Here is a 20335-nt window from a genome sequence, read left to right on the forward strand (position 1 = left end):
TTTAGCGCTTACGCCCATCCCATGCAGAGCGTGTCGATGGGCGTTGGCGCTTTAGCGCTTACGCCCATCCCATGCAGCTTGCGCCTCGCAAGGTGCTCGCGCGGCCGGGCCGCGCGAGCGGCACGCAGTGCGTATCATGACGACTTGCGCACGCGCAGATACCAGTCACACAGCAAGCGTACCTGCTTCGGCGTATACCCCTTTGTGACCATCCGGTTGACGAAGTCTTCGTGCTTGCGTTGCTCTTCGGCCGAGCCTTTGGCGTTGAACGAAATCACCGGCAACAATTCCTCCGTGTTCGAGAACATCTTCTTTTCGATCACGACGCGCAGCTTCTCGTAGCTGATCCACGCGGGGTTCTTCCCCGCATTCGCGGCACGCGCACGCAGCACGAAGTTGACAATCTCGTTGCGGAAGTCCTTCGGGTTGCTGATGCCCGCAGGTTTCTCGATCTTCTCCAGTTCGGCGTTCAGCGCCGCGCGGTCGAAGCTCTCGCCGGTGTCGTGATCGCGGAATTCCTGATCCTGAATCCAGAAGTCGGCGTACGTCACGTAGCGATCGAAGATGTTCTGGCCATACTCGGAATACGACTCCAGATACGCGGTTTGAATCTCCTTGCCGATGAACTCGGCATAGCGCGAGGCGAGCACGTCTTTGATAAACGACAGATACTTCTGCTCGGTTTCCGGTGGGAACTGTTCGCGCTCGATCTGCTGTTCGAGCACGTACATCAGGTGCACCGGATTGGCCGCGACTTCGGTCGAATCGAAGTTGAACACCCGCGAGAGGATCTTGAACGCGAAGCGGGTCGACACGCCGGTCATCCCTTCATCCACGCCCGCGAAGTCGCGGTACTCCTGATACGACTTCGCCTTCGGATCGGTGTCCTTGAGATTCTCGCCGTCGTACACCTGCATCTTCGAAAAGAGGCTGGAATTCTCCGGCTCCTGCAAGCGCGTGAGCACCGACATCTGCGCCATCATCTTGAGCGTGCCCGGCGCGCATACCGCACTGGCCAGCGACGAATTACGCAGCAGCTTCTCATAGATCTTGACCTCTTCGCTGTAGCGCAGGCAGTACGGCACCTTCACGACGAAGATCCGGTCGAGCAGTGCTTCGTTGTTGCGGTTGTTGCGGAACGCCTTCCATTCGGACTCGTTCGAGTGCGCCAGAATCACGCCGTCGAACGGAATCGCGCCGAAGCCTTCCGTGCCCTTGAAGTTGCCTTCCTGAGTCGCGGTGAGCAGCGGGTGCAGGACCTTGATCGGCGCCTTGAACATTTCGACGAATTCGAGCAAGCCCTGATTCGCAAGACACAGGCCGCCGGAGTAGCTATACGCGTCGGCGTCGTCTTGTGCGTACTGTTCGAGCTTGCGGATGTCGACCTTGCCGACGAGCGACGAAATGTCCTGATTGTTTTCGTCGCCCGGTTCGGTCTTGGCGATGCCGATTTGCCGCAGGATGGATGGATAGCGGCGCACCACGCGGAACTTGCGGATGTCGCCGTTGTATTCGTGCAGGCGCTTCACGGCCCACGGACTCAGAATGTTTTTCAGGTAGCGGCGCGGAATACCGTACTGTTCTTCGAGGATCGGACCGTCCTCGTCGTAATCGAAAAGCCCAAGCGGCGACTCGTTCACGGGCGAGCCCTTGATCGAGTAGAAAGGCACGCGTTCCATCAGCTGCTTCAAGCGTTCCGCGATCGACGATTTACCGCCGCCGACCGGGCCTAACAGATACAGAATCTGTTTCTTTTCTTCGAGCCCCTGGGCCGAATGCCGGAAGTACGCGACCACCTGCTCGATCACATCTTCCATTCCGTAGAACTCACGGAATGCGGGGTATACCTTGATGACCTTGTTCGCGAAGATGCGCGACAGGCGCGGATCGTTGCGTGTGTCGATCTGTTCTGGTTCCCCGATTGCCATCAACATGCGTTCGCCAGCCGTGGCGTACGCGGCGGGATTGTCTTTGCAGAGCGCGAGATACTCCTCGAGCGAGAGTTCATCCTCTCGCGTTTTCTCGAAGCGGGTCGCGAAACTGCTGTAGATATCCATGCTACCTCCTCGCCGAAGTCTAGACCGATGTCGTGCGCGGCGCGCTATTCGGAAACGACATCGCTCGAATTCATCCTAAACCCTTTTAAATTTTTTTTCACGAACTACGTTGCGAAAATCGCGCCGTACCCGCCTCCCGACATTCCTCACTTGGAAACACAGAGTCGCTCACTTACAATCTTCCACTCACATCACAGCGTTTTCGAAGCGGGCTCCCCTGCCTCTGCGCTGCCTGCTCCCCCTCTGTTTCTACTGCTGCGTTGCACGGACCGTTCTCGTTCATCGGACGATCTCGTCGCTGCGTCAGACAGCCTGTCTGCATGCGCACACTTTGTTGCATTACGCGTAGACGTCGTGCGTTTTTTGCTTGCCCGCCTGCTTTTCTCAATCAACGCACGGCGTGAGCGTTAGGTCTACAGCCACGAGCTGTGTGTTACATGTTCGTGCGTCCGCCCCCGGTGCATCGACGCCCGACACATCTTCAAGCTGTTCGTCAACGTGCCGGCGGATTTGTTCCTCGCCGTTTGGCATTGCCTTCAACGCGGCATTGGCGTTCGCCGCACCTGGTTCCTGCCCGCCCGCATTAACCGCATAGGCGACATGGCAAGCCGCAAGCAATAAGTGTATGACGGTCGCGCGCGCCTCGGCTTCCATAGGTGTATACGGCCAGGGGCCGCCGTGGCCGCGGCAAATGTAAAACGGCTGCCTGAGGGCAGCCGTTTGCAGCGAGCTTCGTAACGCGCCGTTACACACTCAGGTCAGTTCAATCTCGACTTCGCCGAGACCGTCGATATGTCCACGGACCATGCCGGGCCCGTCCACATTGTGAGCGCCGACGTACGAACCGGTGGTAAGGGTCCAATCGGGTTCGATGGTGATACCCATGGCCGCGCAGTGGTTGACGAACCAGACCAGCAGTTCGCGCGGATCGCCCGCGGGATTGCCGGTGGCTTCCGGCACCAGCGAGTCGCCGTTGAAGCTCAATTCCAGTTCGGGCGACACGAAATCGAAGCCACGCGCGAGGCCCGCATAGGCAACCGGATGGCCGGTGATCAACGCGCCGTTGTTCTGCGCATCGGCCAGTTGCGCGAGGGGCGCGACGTTCGGCCACTCGGTAAAGCGGCTGTCGACGATCTCGATGGCCGGCAACACCACGCCCACCTTCGACAGCACCTCGTCGCGCGCATACGCTCTGCCGCGCGGCTCGATCGCCTCGGTAAAGCGGAAGGCGATCTCCAGTTCCAGCAGTATCCGGAAGAAACCCGCGCGGGCGACCCGCGCCGGCGAGGGCAGCACCAGCGAGGCCGGAATCGGCGCGCCCGAGGCCGCGCCGCCCGGCGCTTTGGCGCCGATCTTCCACGCGCCGGTCGATTCACCGAGGCCCGCGATGACGGCCTGCTGGATCGCGTACGCGGTTGCCGCATCGGGCGGCAAGCTGTCGGGGGCGGGCGCATCGATCGGGCAATGCTGCCTGCGTGCTTCGACGAGGCGGTGCGCGAGGTCGTGTGGCGTCATGTCGGTCCTTTATGGCTGGCGCGTTGAAAGGTGGGTTGCTGCGGACTCGCGGCGCCGGGATTGCGTTTGTGCCGTCCGAGGTCCGCTCGCCGACTGCCGGCGCCGGCCGATGTCGCCGATGCAAGACGCAGTCGCGCCCGTCAATGTACCGGATCACAGGACGCGCCAGGGCACCGACTGTCATCGTAGACGTTCGTTAGTCCGCAGTGCACGGCAAAAGGCCGCGGTTGCGTACGCAATCGCGGCCTTTTTGCTGTCGTGCGGGTTGTCGTGCGCGTTTTCGTTCGGTGATCCGCGCCGCACGAGTTCACATGCGTCGCAATAGGGAACGAACGTTGCAGCACGAACACCGATCAAAAGGTTTCCCAATCCTGATCGCTGCCGGCGCTCGCCAATGCCTTGGCAGGCGCCTTGACGGACGCCTTGGCGGACGCCTTGACCGGCTCGGCAGCGGACGGTGCGGACGGCGCTGCTGCCGGTGCGCCGGACACCTTCGCTGCCCCAGCGGACGCCTTGCGCGCCGCCATCGGCCGGATCGGCGCTGCTGCGCGCTTCGGCTTCGGCGCGGCGCTGACCGGCGCGGTATGGCCGCCGTCTTCGAGCTGGAACACCGCGACCGCGGTGCGCAGCTTGCCGGCCTGATCTTCGAGCGATTGTGCTGCTGCCGCCGCTTCTTCGACCAGCGCCGCATTCTGCTGCGTGACCTCGTCCATCTGCGTGACGGCGCGCGCCACCTGGTCGATGCCGCTGCTTTGCTCTTCCGAGGCCGCTGCGATTTCACCCATGATGTCGGTCACGCGTTGCACCGCGCCGATGATTTCATCCATCGTGCGACCGGCCTCGTCGACGAGCGCCGAGCCGGACTGCACGCGCTCGACCGAGGTGTCGATCAGTTCCTTGATTTCCTTGGCCGCCGCCGACGAACGCTGCGCCAGACTGCGCACCTCGCCTGCCACGACCGCGAAGCCGCGCCCTTCTTCGCCGGCCCGCGCCGCTTCCACGGCCGCGTTCAGCGCCAGGATATTGGTCTGGAACGCAATCCCTTCGATGATCGAGATGATGTCGGCGATCTTCGCCGAACTCTGGTTGATGTCGCCCATCGTGCCGACCACCTGGCCGACCACCGCGCTGCCCCGGTTGGCGATCTCCGACGCGTTGGCCGCCAGCGAGCTCGCCTGGCGGGCGTTGTCGGCGTTCTGCTTGACCGTGCCGGTCAGCTCATCCATGCTCGATGCGGTTTCCTGCAGCGCCGACGCCTGCTCTTCGGTACGCGAAGACAGGTCGATATTGCCGGCGGCGATCTGACGGGTGGCGGTCGCGATCGATTCGCTGCCGCTGCGCACCGTGCGCACCGTTTCGGTGAGGCTGTGCTTCATCCTGGCGATGCCTTCGAGCAACTGCCCCATTTCGTCGCGCGAGGCGATCACGACCGGGTGGCGCAAATCGCCTGCGGCGATCGCATCGAAATGACCGAGCGCTTCGCCGAGCGGCCGGCCAATCGCGCGGCTGAGCGTCAGGTACGACAGCACGGCGGCGATTACCCCGGCCAGCAGCGCGCCGATGCTGACCATGCGGAACACCTCGAAGCTGTTTTGCGCGGAGTCGAAACCGCTCTTGGCCAACACGAACTGGAATTTGCTCAGCGCCAGGTCGGCTTCGGCCAGATCGTTATAGGCAACCTGCAAGCGCTTGGCGCTGTCGACGATTTTGGTCTGGTCGTTCGCCGTGATGACAGCGACGAACGCGTCCAGCTGCTGATGCAGCGCGTCGCGCTTACCGATCACCGTCTGGGCGAGGCGGTCCTCTTCCGCGTCGCGCGGCAGATCGATGTACCCTTTCCACCATTTGTCGGACAAGGTGCGCATGGCGTGCGCGCGCTCGATCGTCGCTGCGGCATCCGGCGTGCCCGCCTGGAACGCGGCGCGATCGAGCGCCAGGCGCTCGCGCGCCGCGTAAAGCTCGGCGTTGGCGATGTCGACCGCACTCGGCATTGCGTTGGTGAAAGTATCCCGGTATGCGTCGTTCGAGCGGCTCATGCCGAACAAACCGAAAACGCCGATAGCAACCAGCAGTGCGGCGAGAAAAGCCATCGTGAGGCCAATCCGCGCCTTGATCGAGATCCCTTTGTTCAACATGCTTTTTCCTGTACTTAACCAGATGAGAGGCTGCATATGCAGCGCGGGGTACCGTGTCGTCTTTCAGCGCGCGGCGCTTTTTTTTGGCGCGCCGATCTAATTTTCGTTTACGGCACTCGATCGCCGCACTTGAAGCTTTTATATGGTATGAAGAAAGCCGTTGTAAGCAGATGGAAGAAATTACAAAAAGCTGTCTGGCGCGGCGATGTGGGGAACGCGCGCTGGAAGTGAGAGATTCTTTTGACAGTGGCGCCGCCGACCGTCGAAACCGGAACGCGGCACTGTCCGGCTCTCGCGGACAGCGCCACCACGTCATGCGTTCGTCAAGCCGATGCGTCCAGTTCAGCTCGGGTGGGAATCGAAGGCTGCGCGCCGGCGCGCGTCACCGAAAGCGCCGCGGCGCGTTGCGCGAAACGGATCGCCGCATCGACGCTCGCGCCTCGCGCGAGTTGCGCCGCGAATCCGCCGATGAAGGTGTCGCCTGCCGCCGTGGTATCGACAGCGTTGACGCGCGGCGCGTCGTAAAGCGTCGCCTCCGTGCCGTCGAGCGTCGCGTGCACGCCACGCGGACCGAGCGTCACCAGCACACTGCGCGCGCCGGCCCGGCGCAGTTTGGCGGCCGCCTGAGCCGCATCGGCGGGCGTGGCGACCGGCATACCGGTCAGCGTCGCGGCCTCGAGTTCGTTCGGAATCAGATAGTCGATCAGCGGCAGCCAGTCGGCCGGTAAGGGGCCGGTGGCGGGCGCGGGATTCAGGATCACCGTTTTGCCCAGGCGCCGCGCCGCGGCAAGCGCTGCGCGCACCGCATCGGGCGGCGTTTCGAGCTGGCAGATCACGACGTCGGCAGCGGCCAGCACCGCTTCATAACGCGCGATCGTCGCGGGCGTGACTTCGCCGTTGCTGCCCGCGACGATTACGATCGCGTTCTGGCTGGCGTCATCGACGACGATCAGCGCGACACCGGTGGCCTGCGCCCCGGTTTCGACGGCCGCACAATCGATGCCCTCCGTTTCGAGTCCGGCGCGCAATTGCGCGCCGTTCGCGTCGGCGCCGACACAACCGAGCATCGACACCTGCGCGCCGAGGCGCGCGGCCGCCACCGCCTGGTTGCCGCCCTTGCCGCCCGCCACCTGCGCAAAGGTGCGGCCGGCGAGCGTCTCGCCGGGATGCGGCAGACGCGGCGCGCGCGCGACGAGGTCCATGTTCAGACTGCCGACCACCGCCACGCGTCCGCGCGTTTCATTGCTTGCCACTGCCTTCTCCTCAAGTCTGCTCAGGCTGCCAGATTGCGCTTGGCCGCTCCGGCCCACGTCGCGGTCGATTCACGCACGATCAGCCGCGGCGACACGACTCGCCGGCGGCCCGGCGCGCGCGGCGTGCCTGTCGAGGTCCCGGCGATGCGTTCGATCAGCGTCTGCGCGGCCATATCGCCGAGCGCGCGCACCGACTGCCCGACCGTCGACAGCGCCGGATAAGTGAAGCGCCCCAGTTCGATATCGTCGAAGCCGATGATCGAGCAATCGCGCGGCACGCTGATATTGCGCTCCGCCGCGGCGCGCAGCGCGCCGATGCCCATCATGTCGTTGCCGGCAAAAATCGCCGACGGTTTCACGGTGTCGAACAGCTGACCGGCCGCGCGATGGCCGCCCGTGCCCGAAAAATCGCTTTCCACAATCGCATCGGGCGGAATGTCGATGCCGCGCTCGGTCATCGCGCGGATGAAACCGTGCACCCGCATGGCGCTCACCGCCGTCTTGACCGGCCCGGTAATGCAGCCGATCCGCACGTGCCCCAGTTCGAGCAGATGGCGGGTGGCGAGGTACGCGCCCTTCTCGTGGTCGATCTGCACCAGATCCGCGTTCAGGCCTTCGATGTTGCGGTCCACCACCACCAGCGGCTCGCGCGCGTCGGCGAGCGTTTGCGCGAGCACCTCGTCGTCGCCGGCGGAAGCGACGATGAGCCCGTCGATACGCTTTTCCTGCAGCACGCGCAGGTAGTTGCGCTGCTTGGCCGGATCGTCGTCGGAATTGCAGAAGAACACGCAGTAGCCATTGCGCGAGCAACCGTCTTCGATGCCGCGCGCCAGTTCCGCGAAATACGGATTCGTGCTGTTCGGCACCACCAGACCGATCGTCGCCGTCGCCCGCGCCTTGAGCGAGCGGGCCACCGCCGACGGTACATAGTGAAGCTGACGGATCGCGTGTTCGACCTTCGCCCGCACGTCGGCCGACACCGGCCGCGAGTTGTTCACCACGTGCGAAACCGTGGTGAACGACACACCCGCCACGGCCGCTACATCCTTGATCGTCGCCATAAACTGTTGCTCTCCTGCCTGTTGTTCCCGCCGGCTGCGCCAACTGGCGCCGCACCGGACGTTTCATCGATGACAGACCCAAACCCTTGAACCTTAAGCCTGCTGCCACTGCCAACCATGACCTGCCGTGCCGCTTTGCCGGGCGCCGCTCAGGCGCGCTTGCGGCGGCTGCGGTAGGTATCCAGCACCACCGCCACGACAATGACCGCACCGGTGATCATCCGCTTGGTCGGCTCGTTCGCGCCGATCTGCGCGAGGCCGGCTGCCAGCACCGAAATGATCAATACACCGAAAAAAGTGCTGATGACCGAACCGCGCCCGCCCATCAGGCTGGTGCCGCCGATCACCACCGCCGCGATCACCTGCAGCTCCAGGCCGACGCCCGCGTTCGGGTCGGCCGCTTCCAGACGCGAAATCTGGAACAGCGCGGCCAGTCCCGCGAGCGCGCCCATCAACGCGAACACGATGATCTTGTACGGACTGGGGTTGACGCCCGCGAGCCGCACCGCTTCCTCGTTGGTGCCGATACCGACCAGATAGCGGCCGAATACCGTGCGCGTGAGCACCAGCTGCGCCACGACCATGACCGCCACCGCGATCAGGAACGCCGGCGAGATGCCGAGCGCGATCGGGTTCGACAGAAAATCGAAGGCGTCGCCGATATAGGCAGTGCGCGAATTCGTCATCTGATACGCGAGGCCCCGCGCCGCTTCGAGCACGCCGAGCGAGACGATGAACGACGGAATCCGCCAGCCCACCGTCACCGAGCCGGTCAGGGTGCCGGTCAGCGCCGCCGCGGCGACCCCGAGCAGCGCCGACGGCAACGGCCCCCAGCCCCACTTCAAGGCCGCCACGCTGACCACCGACGCCCCCAGCGCCAGCACCGAACCCACCGACAGATCGATCCCGGCGATGATCAGCACGAAGGTCATGCCGACCGACATCACCACCAGATCAGGGATCTGATTGGCGATCGTGCTGAACGTGTCGTACGTCAAGAAGTGGGAGCTCAGCAGCGAGAACAGCACGATCATCGCCAGCAACGCGCCGGCGAGACCCAGGTAGTTCGAAAAGCCCAGCCGCGTGCCGGCCGGCTTGCCGCTGGCGAGCGGCGCGGACGGGTCGGCCGGCGGCGTCACCTGCGCGCCCGGCTTGCCGCCCGATGCTTCCTGCATCGATTGATGGGTCATGACAGACTCCCTGCTTCGTTGGTATCGGGGGCGTGCAGCAACGCTTCGCGGCTGCGGTAACCGGCGAAAGCCGCGGCCAGCAACGCATCCTGCGACCAGCCGTCGCGTTCGAACACACCCGTCATGCTTCCCGCGGACATCACGCCGATCCGGTCGCAGATCAGCATCAGTTCACGCAGGTCGCTCGACACCACGACGAGCGCGCGGCCTTCGCGAGCCAGCGCACCCATCAAGCCATAGATATCGAACTTCGCGCCGACGTCGATGCCGCGCGTAGGTTCGTCGAATAGCAGCACGCGGCACTCGCGCGCCAGCCAGCGGCCGATCACGACCTTCTGCTGGTTGCCGCCCGACAGCTCGCCGACAATCTGCCCGGGCCCCGAGCTGCGAATCCGCATCGCGTCGATCTGCTTTTGCGCCAGCGCGTTCTCGCGCTTCGCATCGACGATGCCGTGCCGCGCCACGCTGCCGATATTGCCGAGCGACACGTTGGCGGCGATCGGTTGCGGCAGCAACAGGCCCTCGCCTTTGCGGTCTTCGGTGATCAGCGCGATGCCGGCACGCACCGCGTCCGACGGCGAGCCGATCTGTACCGGCGCAGGCGTTTCGCCCGGCGTGCGCGCCAGCGACACCGTGCCGCCGTCCTTCTGATCGGCGCCGTAAATCAGCCGCATCAGCTCGGTGCGGCCCGCGCCGATCAATCCGCTGACGCCGAAAATCTCGCCCGCGCGCACCTCGAACGATACGTCGCGTACCGCCTTGCCACGCGTTAGCCGGTCAACCTTCAGCAAGGGCGCGCCGATCTTGCGCACGCCCAGATCGATCCGCTCGCCGAGTTCGCGCCCCACCATCCACGTGACGATCTGGTCGCTGCTCAGGTTGGCCATCGCGTCGACATGCACCAGCTTGCCGTCGCGCAGCACCGCGATCTGTTCAGCCACGCGCGCCAGTTCTTCGAGGCGATGCGAGATATACACCAGCGCGACGCCGCGAGATTTCAACCGTTCGATCTGCTCGAACAGCAAGTCGACCTCGCGCGCGGTCAGCATCGCGGTCGGCTCGTCGAGGATCAGCACGCGGCAGTCGCCGATCAGATTGCGCGCGATCTCGACCATCTGTTGATGCCCGATGCCGAGTTCGCCCACCAGCGTATCCGGATCGATCGCGTCGAGCCCGACTTGCGCCATCGCATGGCGGGCGTCCTCGCGCAGCTTGCGGCGGTCGATCCAGCCGAAGCGCAATGCGCCGGCCTGCGGCAAGCGGTTCAGAAACAGGTTTTCCGCGACCGACAGCGTCGGCAGCAGATTCAGCTCCTGCATGACCATCCGCACGCCGAGCGCTTCGGCTTCGGTGCGGCTGGCCGGCGCATACGGCGCACCGCCGAGGCGCATCGTGCCGGCGCTCGGGTCGACGAGCCCACCGATAATTTTGGACAGCGTACTCTTGCCTGCGCCGTTCTCGCCGGTCAGCGCCAATACCTCACCGGCGCGCAGCGACAACGAAACGTCGGCGAGCACCGGTTCGGCATAGGTCTTACCGATGCCGCTGACGGACAGTACGGCGGGTAAGGCGTCGTGGTCGGTTGAATCCATTGCAATCCTGGTTCCGGGGCGCTCGAAGAGGCTTCATGCGATTCGCTCGAATGAAGCAAGCCGCCGAGCGCCACGTGTCATGCCGGCCCAATGCGCGCGCGAAATGCGCAGGCGCTTCCGGCCACACACCCTCCCGCCGCGCAGCCGCCGTCATGACGCTTACCTCTGGACTTAACGGCGGCGCAACAGGATTCTTGAGCGTTTATTGAATTGACACGGATTCGCATGATTCACCGCGCATAAACCGTACAGCGGCGTATGCGCGAATCCGCGAATCCGTGTGCCCGGGTTGACTGGCCGGTGCTTACTTCGTCACCAGATCAACCGGCGTTTCCACCACGCCGGACAACTGCGACTGCTTCTTGTGCTCGTTGATCGCCTTCAGCGCGGTATCGATACCGAACACGGCCTGCTTGGCGGCGTACTGGTCGGCGGTGGCGAGCACGCGGCCGTCCTTCAGCATCGGCCTGATCGCGCCGATGTTGTCGTAGCCGACCACCATCACCTTGCCCTGCTTGCCCGCCGCGCGCACGGCCGACACCGCGCCGATCGCCATGTTGTCGTTGCCGGCGAGCAGCGCCTTCAGGTTCGGATATTCATTGAGCATGGCCGACGCCACCGCGTTGCCCTTGTCGATTTCCCATTCGCCCGATTGCACCGAGTCGACTTTCGCGCCGACGGTCTGCATCGCGTCCTTGAAGCCCGCGGTGCGCTGCTGTGCGTTGGTGGTGGTCGACACGCCTTCGAGAATGCCGACCTCGTCGCCCGACTTCAGCTTCTTCGCCAGGTAGTCGCCGACCTTCTGCGCGCCCTTGCGGTTATCCGGACCGACGAACGGCACGTTCAGGTCTTTCGACTTGAGCACGTCCGGGTCGAGCCGGTTGTCGATGTTCACGACCACGATGCCCGCATCGACCGCTTTCTTGACGACCGGCACCAGCGCCTTCGAATCAGCCGGGGCCAGCACGATCGCATCGACCTTCGAAACGATCATCTGTTCGACGATGCGGATCTGGTTCGCGGTATCGGTCTCGTCCTTGATGCCGTTGGTGATCAGATCGAACTGCGCGGGATTGTGTTTCTGGTAGTCCTTCGCGCCATTCTCCATGGTCAGGAAAAACTCGTTCGCGAGCGACTTCATCACCAGCGCGACCTTCGGCTTGTGGGCGGGCGCGGTTTGCGCGTACGCGGTGGAAAGCGGCAAGGCAGCAGTGGCGGCGGCGAGGACGGCAGCCGCCAGCAGGCGGCGGCGAATGCGATGGCTCATGCAAATCTCCAAAGTTGTCAGGGCTCGCGAACGAGCCGTATTTTTAGTGGCGCGCAAACGTTTGCGAGGCCTATTCTCAGCGCAGTCTGTTCGGAATGTCAACGATTCGCAGTGTTGCAGTGCATCGGCGCGCAGCCTGTGCGTCCGTGCGGTGCGGTCGATCGATTCGCGCCGGCGTGCTGTATAAGCGCACCGGCAGGCAGCGTTTTGGCATGGGTCCCTCGCTCGGTCCGTGCGTAGCGGATGGTTGCCGCCGGCTGCAAGGTTTGCAGCCGGCGGGCCGCTTATGCTGGACTTTTATTGCGCACGATGCAAGCCCGGAGAACGCTGGAGCGATCGAAGCGCGGGCGCGACGCTCGGGGCGAATGGCGGTGAATCAGGGTGGCTCAGTGTGGTTTAGCCGCGACCGGCCGCGACTGATCTATAGCCAGCCTACTCTGCGGAAGCGCCAGAACAGCACCAGGTCGACTGTCAGCATGACGGCCAGACAGACCGGATAACCGTACTTATAGTGCAACTCGGGGATGCTCTGGAAGTTCATCCCGTAGATGCCCGCGATCATGGTGGGCACCGCGAACAGCGCGGCGAACGAGCCGAGACGCTTGGTCACCTCGTTTTCGGCGAGCGAGATCATCCCCAGATTGACCTGCACCGCGGTGACGACCATTTCGCGCCTGCCTTCGATGGTTCTGACGATCCGCTCGAGGTGATCGTAGACGTCGCGAAAGTACGCCTGCATGCCGCCGCAGACGCTCGGAATGCGACCGCCCGTCAGCTTGCCGATCGCTTCCTGCAACGGCGTGATGTGGTGCTGGAGGATCACGAGGCGCCGCTTGAGCGAGTACAGATCCTCGATGATCGCGCGCGAGGCCGCCGAATTGTTGCGCTCGAAGATGCGGTCTTCGAGTTCCTCGATCTCAGTGTTCATTGCCTCGACGATCGGAAAATAGCGATCGACGACGTCGTCGGCCAGTGCGTACAGCACGAATGCCGAGCCTTCTTTGAGCAAATGCGGCTCGCGTTCGCAGCGGGCACGCACATTCTGAAAGCCGACGCGGGTGCCGCGCCGCACTGACAGCACATAGTTGCGCCCGACGAATACGTCGACTTCGCCGATCAGCAGTTCGCCCTCTTCGTCCATCTCGACGGTGTGCAGCACGGCGAATAGCGACTCGCCGTATTCCTCGATTTTCGGGCGCTGATGGCCGTTTTGCGCGTCCTCGATCGCGAGCTCGTGCAGGCCGAACTCGTGTTTCATCACGGCCAGCTCGCCAGGGCCTGGGTCTTTCAGCGCGACCCAGACGAAGCACTCGGGCCGCGCGACGTAGTCACTGATGTTGTCGATCTCGATGTCGGCCAGCTTCCGGCCGTCCTGATAAGCGGCGCAATTGATCAGCATGTTGGATTACCTTGAACATGGAAGCGGACCAGCCGCCGTCGCAGTGTGCATCGGCGCGGCGTCAGGTCTGCATGAGCGAATACGCGATAACCGCCATGTTAAGTGCTCCGAGTGAACCCCATGTATCGAGTTTGTTAAACCTGGAAGCGGCTTGGCGCGGTGTGCGCGTGGTGCGTTACAGGGCGACACGGCGCAAGGCGATGCGGTGATCCTGGCCGAACGTAACCGAAGCGCGGTTCGTGTAGCGTGGATCCGCCGTCACCGCGAATTGCAACTCGACAACCGGATCGAACTGCGTGGACACGCCGATGCGATGCACGCCCGGGCTCAGATAGAAGACCACATGCTCGCCGTTCAGCAGATCGGTGACCTGCTCGCCGTCGATATACACCAGTGCATCGCGAAACCGGACGATGACGTCGCGCGAACGCTCACGGCGCACATCGACGGCAACCCGTTCGGCCGCGCGCTGCGTATAGCCTGGCTTGACGATGCGCGCTGACGGCACTTCCCTGAACGGGACAGGCTCGGCGGGCGTCGAGGCGCAAGCGGCCAGCGACACGACGGTGCCGGCGAGCAGCATGGCTTTCCAGCGGAAATGCGGGTGCGCCGCCATGCTGGGTCTCCCTGGTGTGGGTTGTCGTGTGACTTCTCGTTCTTGACGCATTGCGCGATGCTTGCTGCTGGTTCTGCCGCCACACACGTGAATCGCCCCGCTCATTCACTGCAAAGGATGATAGCAATGCGCGACAGCTGTGCCATGCTGGCCGGATGGAGAAATTCGACGCGCGCTCTTGCGCGGCGCTGCGTCTTTCTTCATGATCGCTGCAAAGGGCTGCTGTGTGGGCGCTGCCGACTGCGGATTTACCCTCGGGTCCAGCGCGTGCTGCCTTTGTTTGCCGGCATGTTCGCCTCGCTGTACCGGCTGCGCGCAACGCCCGGTTGTGCGCCACGCCGGACCTACGATCAAGGAGACCGCAATGTGGTATTTCAGCTGGATTCTCGGCATCGGCGTGGCCTTGGGCTTCGGCATCATCAATGTGATGTGGCTCGAAGCCAACGGCACATTCGCGCGTGAGCCGTTGCGCGCCGACCCGCACGGCGGCCCGCCAGACACTCCCGCGAACACGCCTTCGTGACCCATCTGGTTTTCTTCTGCGGTCACGCAGGCACCGGCAAGACCACGTTGGCAAAGAAGCTGATCGGCCCGCTGATGAGCGCGAGCGCCGCGCCCTTCTGCCTGCTCGATAAGGATACGCTGTACGGCAGCTACAGCGCGGTCGCCATGGGCATGCTGACCGGCGATCCGAACGACCGCGACAGTCCGCTTTTCCTGCAGCACCTGCGCGACGCGGAGTATCGCGGTCTGCTCGATACCGCTCGCGACAATCTCGCGCTCGGCGTGAGCGCGCTGGTGGTCGGGCCGCTGTCGCGCGAAGTTCGCGAGCGGCGCCTGTTCGATCGCGCGTGGCTGGGTGTCGGCGCGGATGTGGCGCTGCGGGTCGTATGGGTCTATACGTCGGAAGCGCTGGCGCATCAGCGTATCGTCGACCGCGGCAATCCGAACGATGCATACAAACTCGCGCATTGGGACGAGTATCGGCAACGCCGCTTCGTGCCGAGCGGCGACATTCGCGAAGACCTGTTGATGTTCGACAATACCGCGCCAACTAGCGCGGACTACGAAGCGTTGCTCGAGCGGATCGTAGGCGAACCGCAGGCGTGAGGGACGATGCGGCCCACCCGCTTCGGCATGGCATCGCCATCCGAAACAAAAACGCCCCGTCTGGCGGGGCGTCCGGTTGGCCCTCTGCGGGCCTTCTTCCTTGCTCGCGGCAGACATGACCGCGTTGCCGCACGACCCCCGGTTGTGAGCCTGACGCTGACGGTGACGGCTTATACCGTCGCCATCGTATCCAGCGTCTGCCCCTCGTACAACTGGCCGAAGCGGTTCGCGAGAAAGTCGCGCAGCGACACCTGCTCCTGGCGCACGAAGCCGCTTTGCGGCAGCTTCTTCTCGCGGAACAGATCGAGCACCGCGCACATCGCGCCGGCCGTGGTGATCTGGATCGCGCTCATCGGCACGCCGCACACCGTCTTCGCGAAGATCTTGCGGGTGAACACCTCCTGTACCAGTTGACCGTCACGCATGCCGCTCACCGTGATGAACACCAGCACGACGTCCTGGGCGGTCGAAGGCACCGAACGGCGCATGATGGTCTTGAGCGTGTCGCGGTCGCTGGAAAGACGCAGATCTTCGAGCAGGAACTGCATCAGGTTGCGGTGGCCCGGATAGCGCACCGACTTGTAGTCGAGCGATTCGACCCGGCCGGACAGCGTTTCGCACAGCGTGCCGAGGCCGCCGGAGGTGTTGAAGGCTTCGTATTCGGTGCCGTCGAGCGAGAAATGTTCGAGGCCTTCGAGCGGCTGCACCCATTGCGTACGGCTGTCGCGAATCGCCTCGCATGGCTGGCAATACTCGTTGATCAGGCCGTCGACGCTCCATGTCAGGTTGTACTTCAGCGCATTGGTCGGAAACTCCGGCAACGCGCCGACGCGCATCTTGACGTCGCGGATTTCCGTGAAGCGGTTCGCCAGTTCGTGCGCGGCGATGCCGATGAAGCCTGGCGCCAGACCGCACTGCGGCATGAAGGCGTGATCGGCGTCGTCGGCGATCGCGCGGATCGCGTGGGTGGCGCGCACGTCTTCGGTCAGATCGAAGTAGTGAACGCCCGCGCCCTTGGCTGCCGACGCGACATTCACCGCGAGGTAATACGGCAGCGCGTTGACGAGCGCATCGAAACCCTGCACGGCAGCGCGCAGCGCGGCGGCATCGGCGGAATCGACGCGGCGGGTCGGGATGCCCTGAGCGGCGAGCTTGTCGAGCGCGTTCTGATCCCGGTCGAACGCGACGACGTCGTAGTCGCCGGTCTCACGCAACATGTGGGCGATGGTGTGACCGATCAAACCTGCGCCAACGATGGCTACTTTCATACGCTTCTCCTTTGTCGACCGGAGTTGGCGCTTTAGCGCCTACTCCGGTCCCATGCAAAGCTGTCGACCGGAGTTGGCGCTTTAGCGCCTACTCCGGTCCCATGCAAAGCTGTCGACCGGAGTTGGCGCTGTCGACTGGAGTTCGCGCTTTAGCGCGTTACTCCGGTCCCATGCAAAGCACTTACTCCGGTCCCATGCAAGATGGTTGCTGTTATCTGCTGTCTCGGGCTTCGGAAGTGCGCGGCGCTTAAGCGTCGCGCCCTGCGGGCTGAACCCTTGAGACACAGTTTAGGGAGAAGCAAAAACAGTTCATACGCGCAAAATGCTGCGCTATGACCATAATGTTCGACGTTATGACGAAGCAATCAGTCGATATGTCGAAAACGTATTAAAGCGGTGTAAAAACCGGGCCGGCATAGTCACACCATCCCCCGATCGATCTTGCGCGCCAGGATGATCGAGGTCGTGGTCCGTTCCACTCCTTCGAGTTCGCCGATCTGGTCGAGCAGATCGTTGAGCCGGTCGGGCGAATCGGCGCGCAGCCATGCGACGTAGTCGAACTCGCCGCTCACCGCGCACAGCAGCTGCACCTCGGGCATCTTGCCGAGGCGCTTCTGCACCGCCGGCCCGTACTTCGGCGCGATGATGATGCCGACGTACGCATAGATGCTCGAGTCGAGCACGTCCTGCCCGAGCCGCACGCTATAGCCCGCGATCACGTTGCTGCGTTCGAGCCGCGCGATGCGCGCGATCACGGTGGTGCGCGCCACGTCCAGCTGGCGCGCGAGATTGGCGACGCTCTCGCGGGCGTTGGCTTGCAGCAGCGCAACGAGGTTGCGGTCGAGGTCGTCGAGTTGGTCGAGGCGCGGAGGTCTCATCGAGTGCGGTAGAAGTTGGTCAGCGATGGAGCGGATTATCGCGCGTCTTCAGCATCGAGCGGCGAGCAAAGGAACCACGAACCGCGCGCTCATGCATCGAACCTCATGCATCGAACCTCAGGCGCCGAACCGCTCGACCACGAAATCGATGAAGGTGGTGAGCTTGGGCGTCGCGCGGCGATCGCGCGGATAGATCAGATTGACAGGTGCGCCGTCGGGCAGATAGTCCTCGAGCACAGACACCAGTTCGCCGCTGGCAATCTCTCTCGCGAGCAGCGCTTCGGGTTGCAACACCAGCCCGAAGCCGCGCAACGCGGCGACTTTCAGCGCCTGGCCGTTATTGGCCCGAAACCGGCCGGCGCGCAGCTGGTTTTCATCGGCAGTCTCGCCGCCGAGGCGCCACAAGCCTTCGCGGCCCCAATGCAGAAAGCCCAGGCATTCGTGCTGCGCCAGATCGGCCGGTGTGCGCGGCGTGCCGGCGCGCTTCAGATACGCCGGCGACGCGCACACGCGCATCCGGTAAGGCTTCAACGGCCGCGCGACAAAACTCGAATCCGGCAAACGACCGATTCGCACCGACGCGTCGAAACCCTCTTCCACCAGATCGATCACGCGGTTCGACAGATCCAGTTCGAGGGTGACGTCCGGCCAGGCCGTCAGATAATCGGTCATTGCCGGGGCGAACACTTCGACGCCGTAGGTCAGCGGTACCGTCACCTTGAGGACGCCGCGCGGCGCGGCCGCCATCGCCTCGGCAAGCGACTCCGCCTGCTTCACGTCGGCCAGAATCCGCTTGCACTGCTCGTAATAGTGGCGGCCGATTTCCGTCAGACTTTGACGACGCGTGGTGCGTGTGAGCAGCCGCGTCGCGAGCCGGGTTTCGAGCGAGCGGATGTGTTTACCCACCATTGCCGACGAAATATCGAAACGCTCGGCTGCCGCCGTCAGACTGCCCGCCTCGACCACGGCAACGAAGATTTCCATGCTGACGAATTTATCCACCGGCTATTTCCTGTTCGTTTCGGTTGTAAGCGTTTGTCGCACTGCAGCCGCAGTGTAGGGATATCGTGATACAAATGGCGGCGACGGCGAAGCGGACAGCAGGCCGCCTTGCGTCGTCCAAGGGCAGACGGGTGGTGGGCAGCTCGCCATGCGCGCCTTGTCCCAATTCGAACAGACATCAGGAGTTTCGATGAAAAAAGCACTGGTTATGCTGACCTCCGCACTCGCCATGAGCGGCGCGTTCGCCCAAACTTCCGCGCCGGCATCAGCATCGATGAGCGCGACCGCCTCGGCGCCAGCCGCCAAAGCGGGTCACGAGCGCAATGTCGAAGACCGCATCACCTACCTGCACACGCAGTTGAAGATCACCTCGGCGCAGGAGTCGCAATGGAACGCGTTTGCCGATGTCATGCGCAATAACGGCCAGACGATGGGACAGCTGTTTCAGCAGCGCAGGGCTGCTACGAACCTGTCGGCACTGGACGATATGAAGCAGTACGCGACGATCGCGCAAGCTCATGCGGATGGCATGAAGAAACTGGTCGACGCGTTTGATCCGCTGTATGGCAGTTTTTCTCCGGAACAGAAGAAGCTTGCCGATGTGACGTTTCATCAGCCTGGCGGCGAGCATCGGCACCATGGCAAGGGGGCCGGGAAGCAGGCTCCGGCTGATGATGAGGGTGTGAAGCCATAAGGTTGGGGTGCGCGCTGCGTGGTAGGCGGTTTTTTTGCCCGCGCGGCGCTGGTGGTTGTGTGCCTGCGGCGTTGGCCTTTCCTTGATTTGATATTGGTTTATTCATCTGGAATCGGTGTTCCCGCACACTCCGCGTGAGTGACAAGGCAGTCATGCTTCCGGCGGCGCTGCGCGCGCCGCAGCGGTACTTCATCGAACTAGCGCCGCATAGCCAAAAAACATTGATCTCCGATCCATCTGGCATGATGCGCATACGCAAGCCATCAGCCCTTAAGTGCGTGGCCCTTGGCGCTATCTTCCCGTCACCAGAACCCACACCCACACCAACCCGCTTCATGACCGAACTCAAAAACCTCGACCTGCGCACCGACGCAACCGCTCATCGCGTCGTCAAAGACGAAACTGTCAGCGTCGAATTCGCCGCCGCCGAAGGCGAACTAATGAGCCTGGAAGGCCCGAACCGCTACGCCCGCGGCGATGCGCTGATCACCGGTTCGACCGGCGATCGCTGGGTCGTGTCGCGTGAGCGCTTCGACGCCAAATACCTGCCGGCAGATGCCGCCCTCACGCACGGCGAACCGGGCGCCTATCGCAACCGTCAGGCAGTCGTGCTGGCCAGGCAAATGAATGAAGCGTTCTCGCTCGCCCGCTCGGCCGATGGCGGCGACGTGCTGCACGGCGCAGCCGGCGACTGGATCATGCAATACGCCCCCGGCGACTACGGCGTCGTGCAGGCCGCGCGCTTCGCGAAAGTCTATCGTCGCGCCGACTGACACCCGCGCTGCCCCTTGTGGGCGCCGATCGATACCCACGGCCGCCGGGAACGCCGAAAACCCTTCGACCCGCACACACATTCGCGCTCGAACCAACGGCGTTATGCCGCCACCCCGTCAAGCAAACTCATCGCCCAGCTCCACGGTGACATCACGCGGCACCGTCTCGCCGTTCGCGTACTGCTCCTCGAGCGAGCCGATGCTCGCTTCGACATACGCCCGCAGCACCGCGAAACTCCGGCCGCGCAGCCACGCCGGCAACGCGCGATAACGCGCCCACGCGGCCGGCGCGATCACCACGTTCATCACGATCCGGCGCGCACGCGCACCGAATCGCATCGCCACCCAGTGAATCGCCAGCGTCGGCATGCCTTCGTCGGCAGGCCGTTGCACGAACTGGGTTTGCTCGGGGAACAGATCGCTGATGACGCGCGCCAGTTCCTCGAACTCGGGATTCGCGCAGTCGTATTGGTAAGCTTCCATGAGAGGCCGAAAGTTAGAAATTCGTCGATGATGTGTGCATTG

19 protein-coding genes are annotated in these 20335 nt (G+C 63.6%); 4 read left to right on the forward strand and 15 right to left on the reverse strand.

The features are described 5' to 3' along the window. Window positions 1-134: 134 nt before the first annotated feature. The 11 genes from SB772_RS35345 to SB772_RS35395 all read right to left on the reverse strand — a co-directional run bounded on the left by SB772_RS35345 (window position 135) and on the right by SB772_RS35395 (window position 14085). The gene (locus SB772_RS35345; RefSeq protein ID WP_410837764.1) at window positions 135-2057 is read right to left on the reverse strand and encodes a PrkA family serine protein kinase; all 1923 of its coding nucleotides are present in this window, start codon (window positions 2055-2057) and stop codon (window positions 135-137) included. A 384-nt stretch (window positions 2058-2441) separates the two neighbouring features. Then, window positions 2442-2711, reverse strand: a complete 270-nt coding sequence (locus SB772_RS35350; protein WP_410837765.1) for a hypothetical protein — start codon at window positions 2709-2711, stop codon at window positions 2442-2444. Between the two features lie 99 nt (window positions 2712-2810). Next, window positions 2811-3572 carry a 2-keto-4-pentenoate hydratase gene (locus SB772_RS35355; protein WP_410837766.1) on the reverse strand — a complete coding sequence of 254 codons (762 nt, stop codon included), beginning with the start codon at window positions 3570-3572 and terminating at the stop codon, window positions 2811-2813. A 353-nt stretch (window positions 3573-3925) separates the two neighbouring features. Beyond that, window positions 3926-5707: a methyl-accepting chemotaxis protein gene (locus tag SB772_RS35360; RefSeq protein WP_410837767.1), complete on the reverse strand. Its 1782-nt coding sequence runs from the start codon at window positions 5705-5707 to the stop codon at window positions 3926-3928. A gap of 323 nt (window positions 5708-6030) precedes the next feature. Then, window positions 6031-6960, reverse strand: coding sequence for a ribokinase (rbsK, locus tag SB772_RS35365; protein WP_410837768.1), 930 nt, complete (start codon window positions 6958-6960; stop codon window positions 6031-6033). A gap of 20 nt (window positions 6961-6980) precedes the next feature. After that, entirely contained in the window at window positions 6981-8021 is a 1041-nt protein-coding gene (locus tag SB772_RS35370; protein WP_410837769.1) for a LacI family DNA-binding transcriptional regulator, read from the reverse strand. A gap of 149 nt (window positions 8022-8170) precedes the next feature. Continuing rightward, window positions 8171-9211 (reverse strand): ABC transporter permease, encoded by a 1041-nt coding sequence (locus tag SB772_RS35375; RefSeq protein WP_410837770.1) that lies wholly within the window; start codon window positions 9209-9211, stop codon window positions 8171-8173. Further along, window positions 9208-10803, reverse strand: a complete 1596-nt coding sequence (locus tag SB772_RS35380) for a sugar ABC transporter ATP-binding protein (protein WP_410837771.1) — start codon at window positions 10801-10803, stop codon at window positions 9208-9210. Before SB772_RS35380 ends, SB772_RS35375 begins: the two co-directional genes overlap by 4 nt. A 304-nt stretch (window positions 10804-11107) precedes the next feature. Next, entirely contained in the window at window positions 11108-12070 is a 963-nt protein-coding gene (locus tag SB772_RS35385; RefSeq protein ID WP_410837772.1) for a sugar ABC transporter substrate-binding protein, read from the reverse strand. Window positions 12071-12491: 421 nt separating this feature from the next. After that, window positions 12492-13469 (reverse strand): magnesium/cobalt transporter CorA, encoded by a 978-nt coding sequence (gene corA, locus SB772_RS35390; protein ID WP_410837773.1) that lies wholly within the window; start codon window positions 13467-13469, stop codon window positions 12492-12494. 175 nt (window positions 13470-13644) lie between these two features. Continuing rightward, window positions 13645-14085, reverse strand: coding sequence for a hypothetical protein (locus SB772_RS35395; RefSeq protein WP_410837774.1), 441 nt, complete (start codon window positions 14083-14085; stop codon window positions 13645-13647). 364 nt (window positions 14086-14449) lie between these two features. Here SB772_RS35395 and cydX point away from each other — a divergent pair, with 364 nt between their 5' ends. Together cydX and SB772_RS35405 are read left to right on the forward strand one after the other, a co-directional pair. Further along, the gene (gene cydX, locus SB772_RS35400; RefSeq protein WP_410837775.1) at window positions 14450-14608 is read left to right on the forward strand and encodes a cytochrome bd-I oxidase subunit CydX; all 159 of its coding nucleotides are present in this window, start codon (window positions 14450-14452) and stop codon (window positions 14606-14608) included. After that, window positions 14605-15195, forward strand: coding sequence for an AAA family ATPase (locus tag SB772_RS35405; RefSeq protein ID WP_410837776.1), 591 nt, complete (start codon window positions 14605-14607; stop codon window positions 15193-15195). The genes cydX and SB772_RS35405 overlap by 4 nt, the downstream gene beginning before the upstream one ends. 170 nt (window positions 15196-15365) lie before the next feature. Here SB772_RS35405 and SB772_RS35410 read toward each other — a convergent pair whose 3' ends face one another. The 3 genes from SB772_RS35410 to SB772_RS35420 all read right to left on the reverse strand — a co-directional run bounded on the left by SB772_RS35410 (window position 15366) and on the right by SB772_RS35420 (window position 18343). Then, the gene (locus tag SB772_RS35410) at window positions 15366-16463 is read right to left on the reverse strand and encodes a saccharopine dehydrogenase C-terminal domain-containing protein (RefSeq protein ID WP_410837777.1); all 1098 of its coding nucleotides are present in this window, start codon (window positions 16461-16463) and stop codon (window positions 15366-15368) included. Between the two features lie 419 nt (window positions 16464-16882). Next, window positions 16883-17341, reverse strand: coding sequence for an Lrp/AsnC family transcriptional regulator (locus tag SB772_RS35415; RefSeq protein WP_410837778.1), 459 nt, complete (start codon window positions 17339-17341; stop codon window positions 16883-16885). A 117-nt stretch (window positions 17342-17458) separates the two neighbouring features. Next, on the reverse strand, window positions 17459-18343 hold the full coding sequence (locus SB772_RS35420) for a LysR family transcriptional regulator (protein ID WP_410837779.1): 885 nt from the start codon (window positions 18341-18343) through the stop codon (window positions 17459-17461). 190 nt (window positions 18344-18533) lie between these two features. Between SB772_RS35420 and SB772_RS35425 the strand changes: the two genes are divergently transcribed. Then, window positions 18534-19037 (forward strand): Spy/CpxP family protein refolding chaperone, encoded by a 504-nt coding sequence (locus tag SB772_RS35425; RefSeq protein WP_410837780.1) that lies wholly within the window; start codon window positions 18534-18536, stop codon window positions 19035-19037. Between the two features lie 335 nt (window positions 19038-19372). Next, window positions 19373-19810, forward strand: coding sequence for a PGDYG domain-containing protein (locus tag SB772_RS35430; RefSeq protein ID WP_410837836.1), 438 nt, complete (start codon window positions 19373-19375; stop codon window positions 19808-19810). Window positions 19811-19927: 117 nt separating this feature from the next. Here the strand turns inward: SB772_RS35430 and SB772_RS35435 are convergent, their stop codons facing one another. After that, a complete protein-coding gene (locus SB772_RS35435; protein ID WP_410837781.1) occupies window positions 19928-20293 on the reverse strand; it encodes a DUF3022 domain-containing protein in 366 nt (121 codons plus the stop codon). Between the last annotated feature and the right edge of the window lie 42 nt (window positions 20294-20335).

Source organism: Paraburkholderia sp. SIMBA_030, from assembly GCF_046535245.1.
Classification (GTDB): domain Bacteria; phylum Pseudomonadota; class Gammaproteobacteria; order Burkholderiales; family Burkholderiaceae; genus Paraburkholderia.

Excerpts from the sequence above, each read along its gene's own strand:
- SB772_RS35345 (WP_410837764.1), bottom strand. The coding sequence starts at position 2,057 with ATGGATATCTACAGCAGTTTCGCGACCCGCTTCGAGAAAACGCGAGAG.
- SB772_RS35350 (WP_410837765.1), bottom strand. The coding sequence starts at position 2,711 with ATGGAAGCCGAGGCGCGCGCGACCGTCATACACTTATTGCTTGCGGCT.
- SB772_RS35355 (WP_410837766.1), bottom strand. The coding sequence starts at position 3,572 with ATGACGCCACACGACCTCGCGCACCGCCTCGTCGAAGCACGCAGGCAG.
- SB772_RS35360 (WP_410837767.1), bottom strand. The coding sequence starts at position 5,707 with ATGTTGAACAAAGGGATCTCGATCAAGGCGCGGATTGGCCTCACGATG.
- SB772_RS35370 (WP_410837769.1), bottom strand. The coding sequence starts at position 8,021 with ATGGCGACGATCAAGGATGTAGCGGCCGTGGCGGGTGTGTCGTTCACC.
- SB772_RS35375 (WP_410837770.1), bottom strand. The coding sequence starts at position 9,211 with ATGACCCATCAATCGATGCAGGAAGCATCGGGCGGCAAGCCGGGCGCG.
- SB772_RS35380 (WP_410837771.1), bottom strand. The coding sequence starts at position 10,803 with ATGGATTCAACCGACCACGACGCCTTACCCGCCGTACTGTCCGTCAGC.
- SB772_RS35385 (WP_410837772.1), bottom strand. The coding sequence starts at position 12,070 with ATGAGCCATCGCATTCGCCGCCGCCTGCTGGCGGCTGCCGTCCTCGCC.
- corA (WP_410837773.1), bottom strand. The coding sequence starts at position 13,469 with ATGCTGATCAATTGCGCCGCTTATCAGGACGGCCGGAAGCTGGCCGAC.
- SB772_RS35395 (WP_410837774.1), bottom strand. The coding sequence starts at position 14,085 with ATGGCGGCGCACCCGCATTTCCGCTGGAAAGCCATGCTGCTCGCCGGC.
- cydX (WP_410837775.1), top strand. The coding sequence starts at position 14,450 with ATGTGGTATTTCAGCTGGATTCTCGGCATCGGCGTGGCCTTGGGCTTC.
- SB772_RS35410 (WP_410837777.1), bottom strand. The coding sequence starts at position 16,463 with ATGAAAGTAGCCATCGTTGGCGCAGGTTTGATCGGTCACACCATCGCC.
- SB772_RS35415 (WP_410837778.1), bottom strand. The coding sequence starts at position 17,341 with ATGAGACCTCCGCGCCTCGACCAACTCGACGACCTCGACCGCAACCTC.
- SB772_RS35425 (WP_410837780.1), top strand. The coding sequence starts at position 18,534 with ATGAAAAAAGCACTGGTTATGCTGACCTCCGCACTCGCCATGAGCGGC.
- SB772_RS35430 (WP_410837836.1), top strand. The coding sequence starts at position 19,373 with ATGACCGAACTCAAAAACCTCGACCTGCGCACCGACGCAACCGCTCAT.
- SB772_RS35435 (WP_410837781.1), bottom strand. The coding sequence starts at position 20,293 with ATGGAAGCTTACCAATACGACTGCGCGAATCCCGAGTTCGAGGAACTG.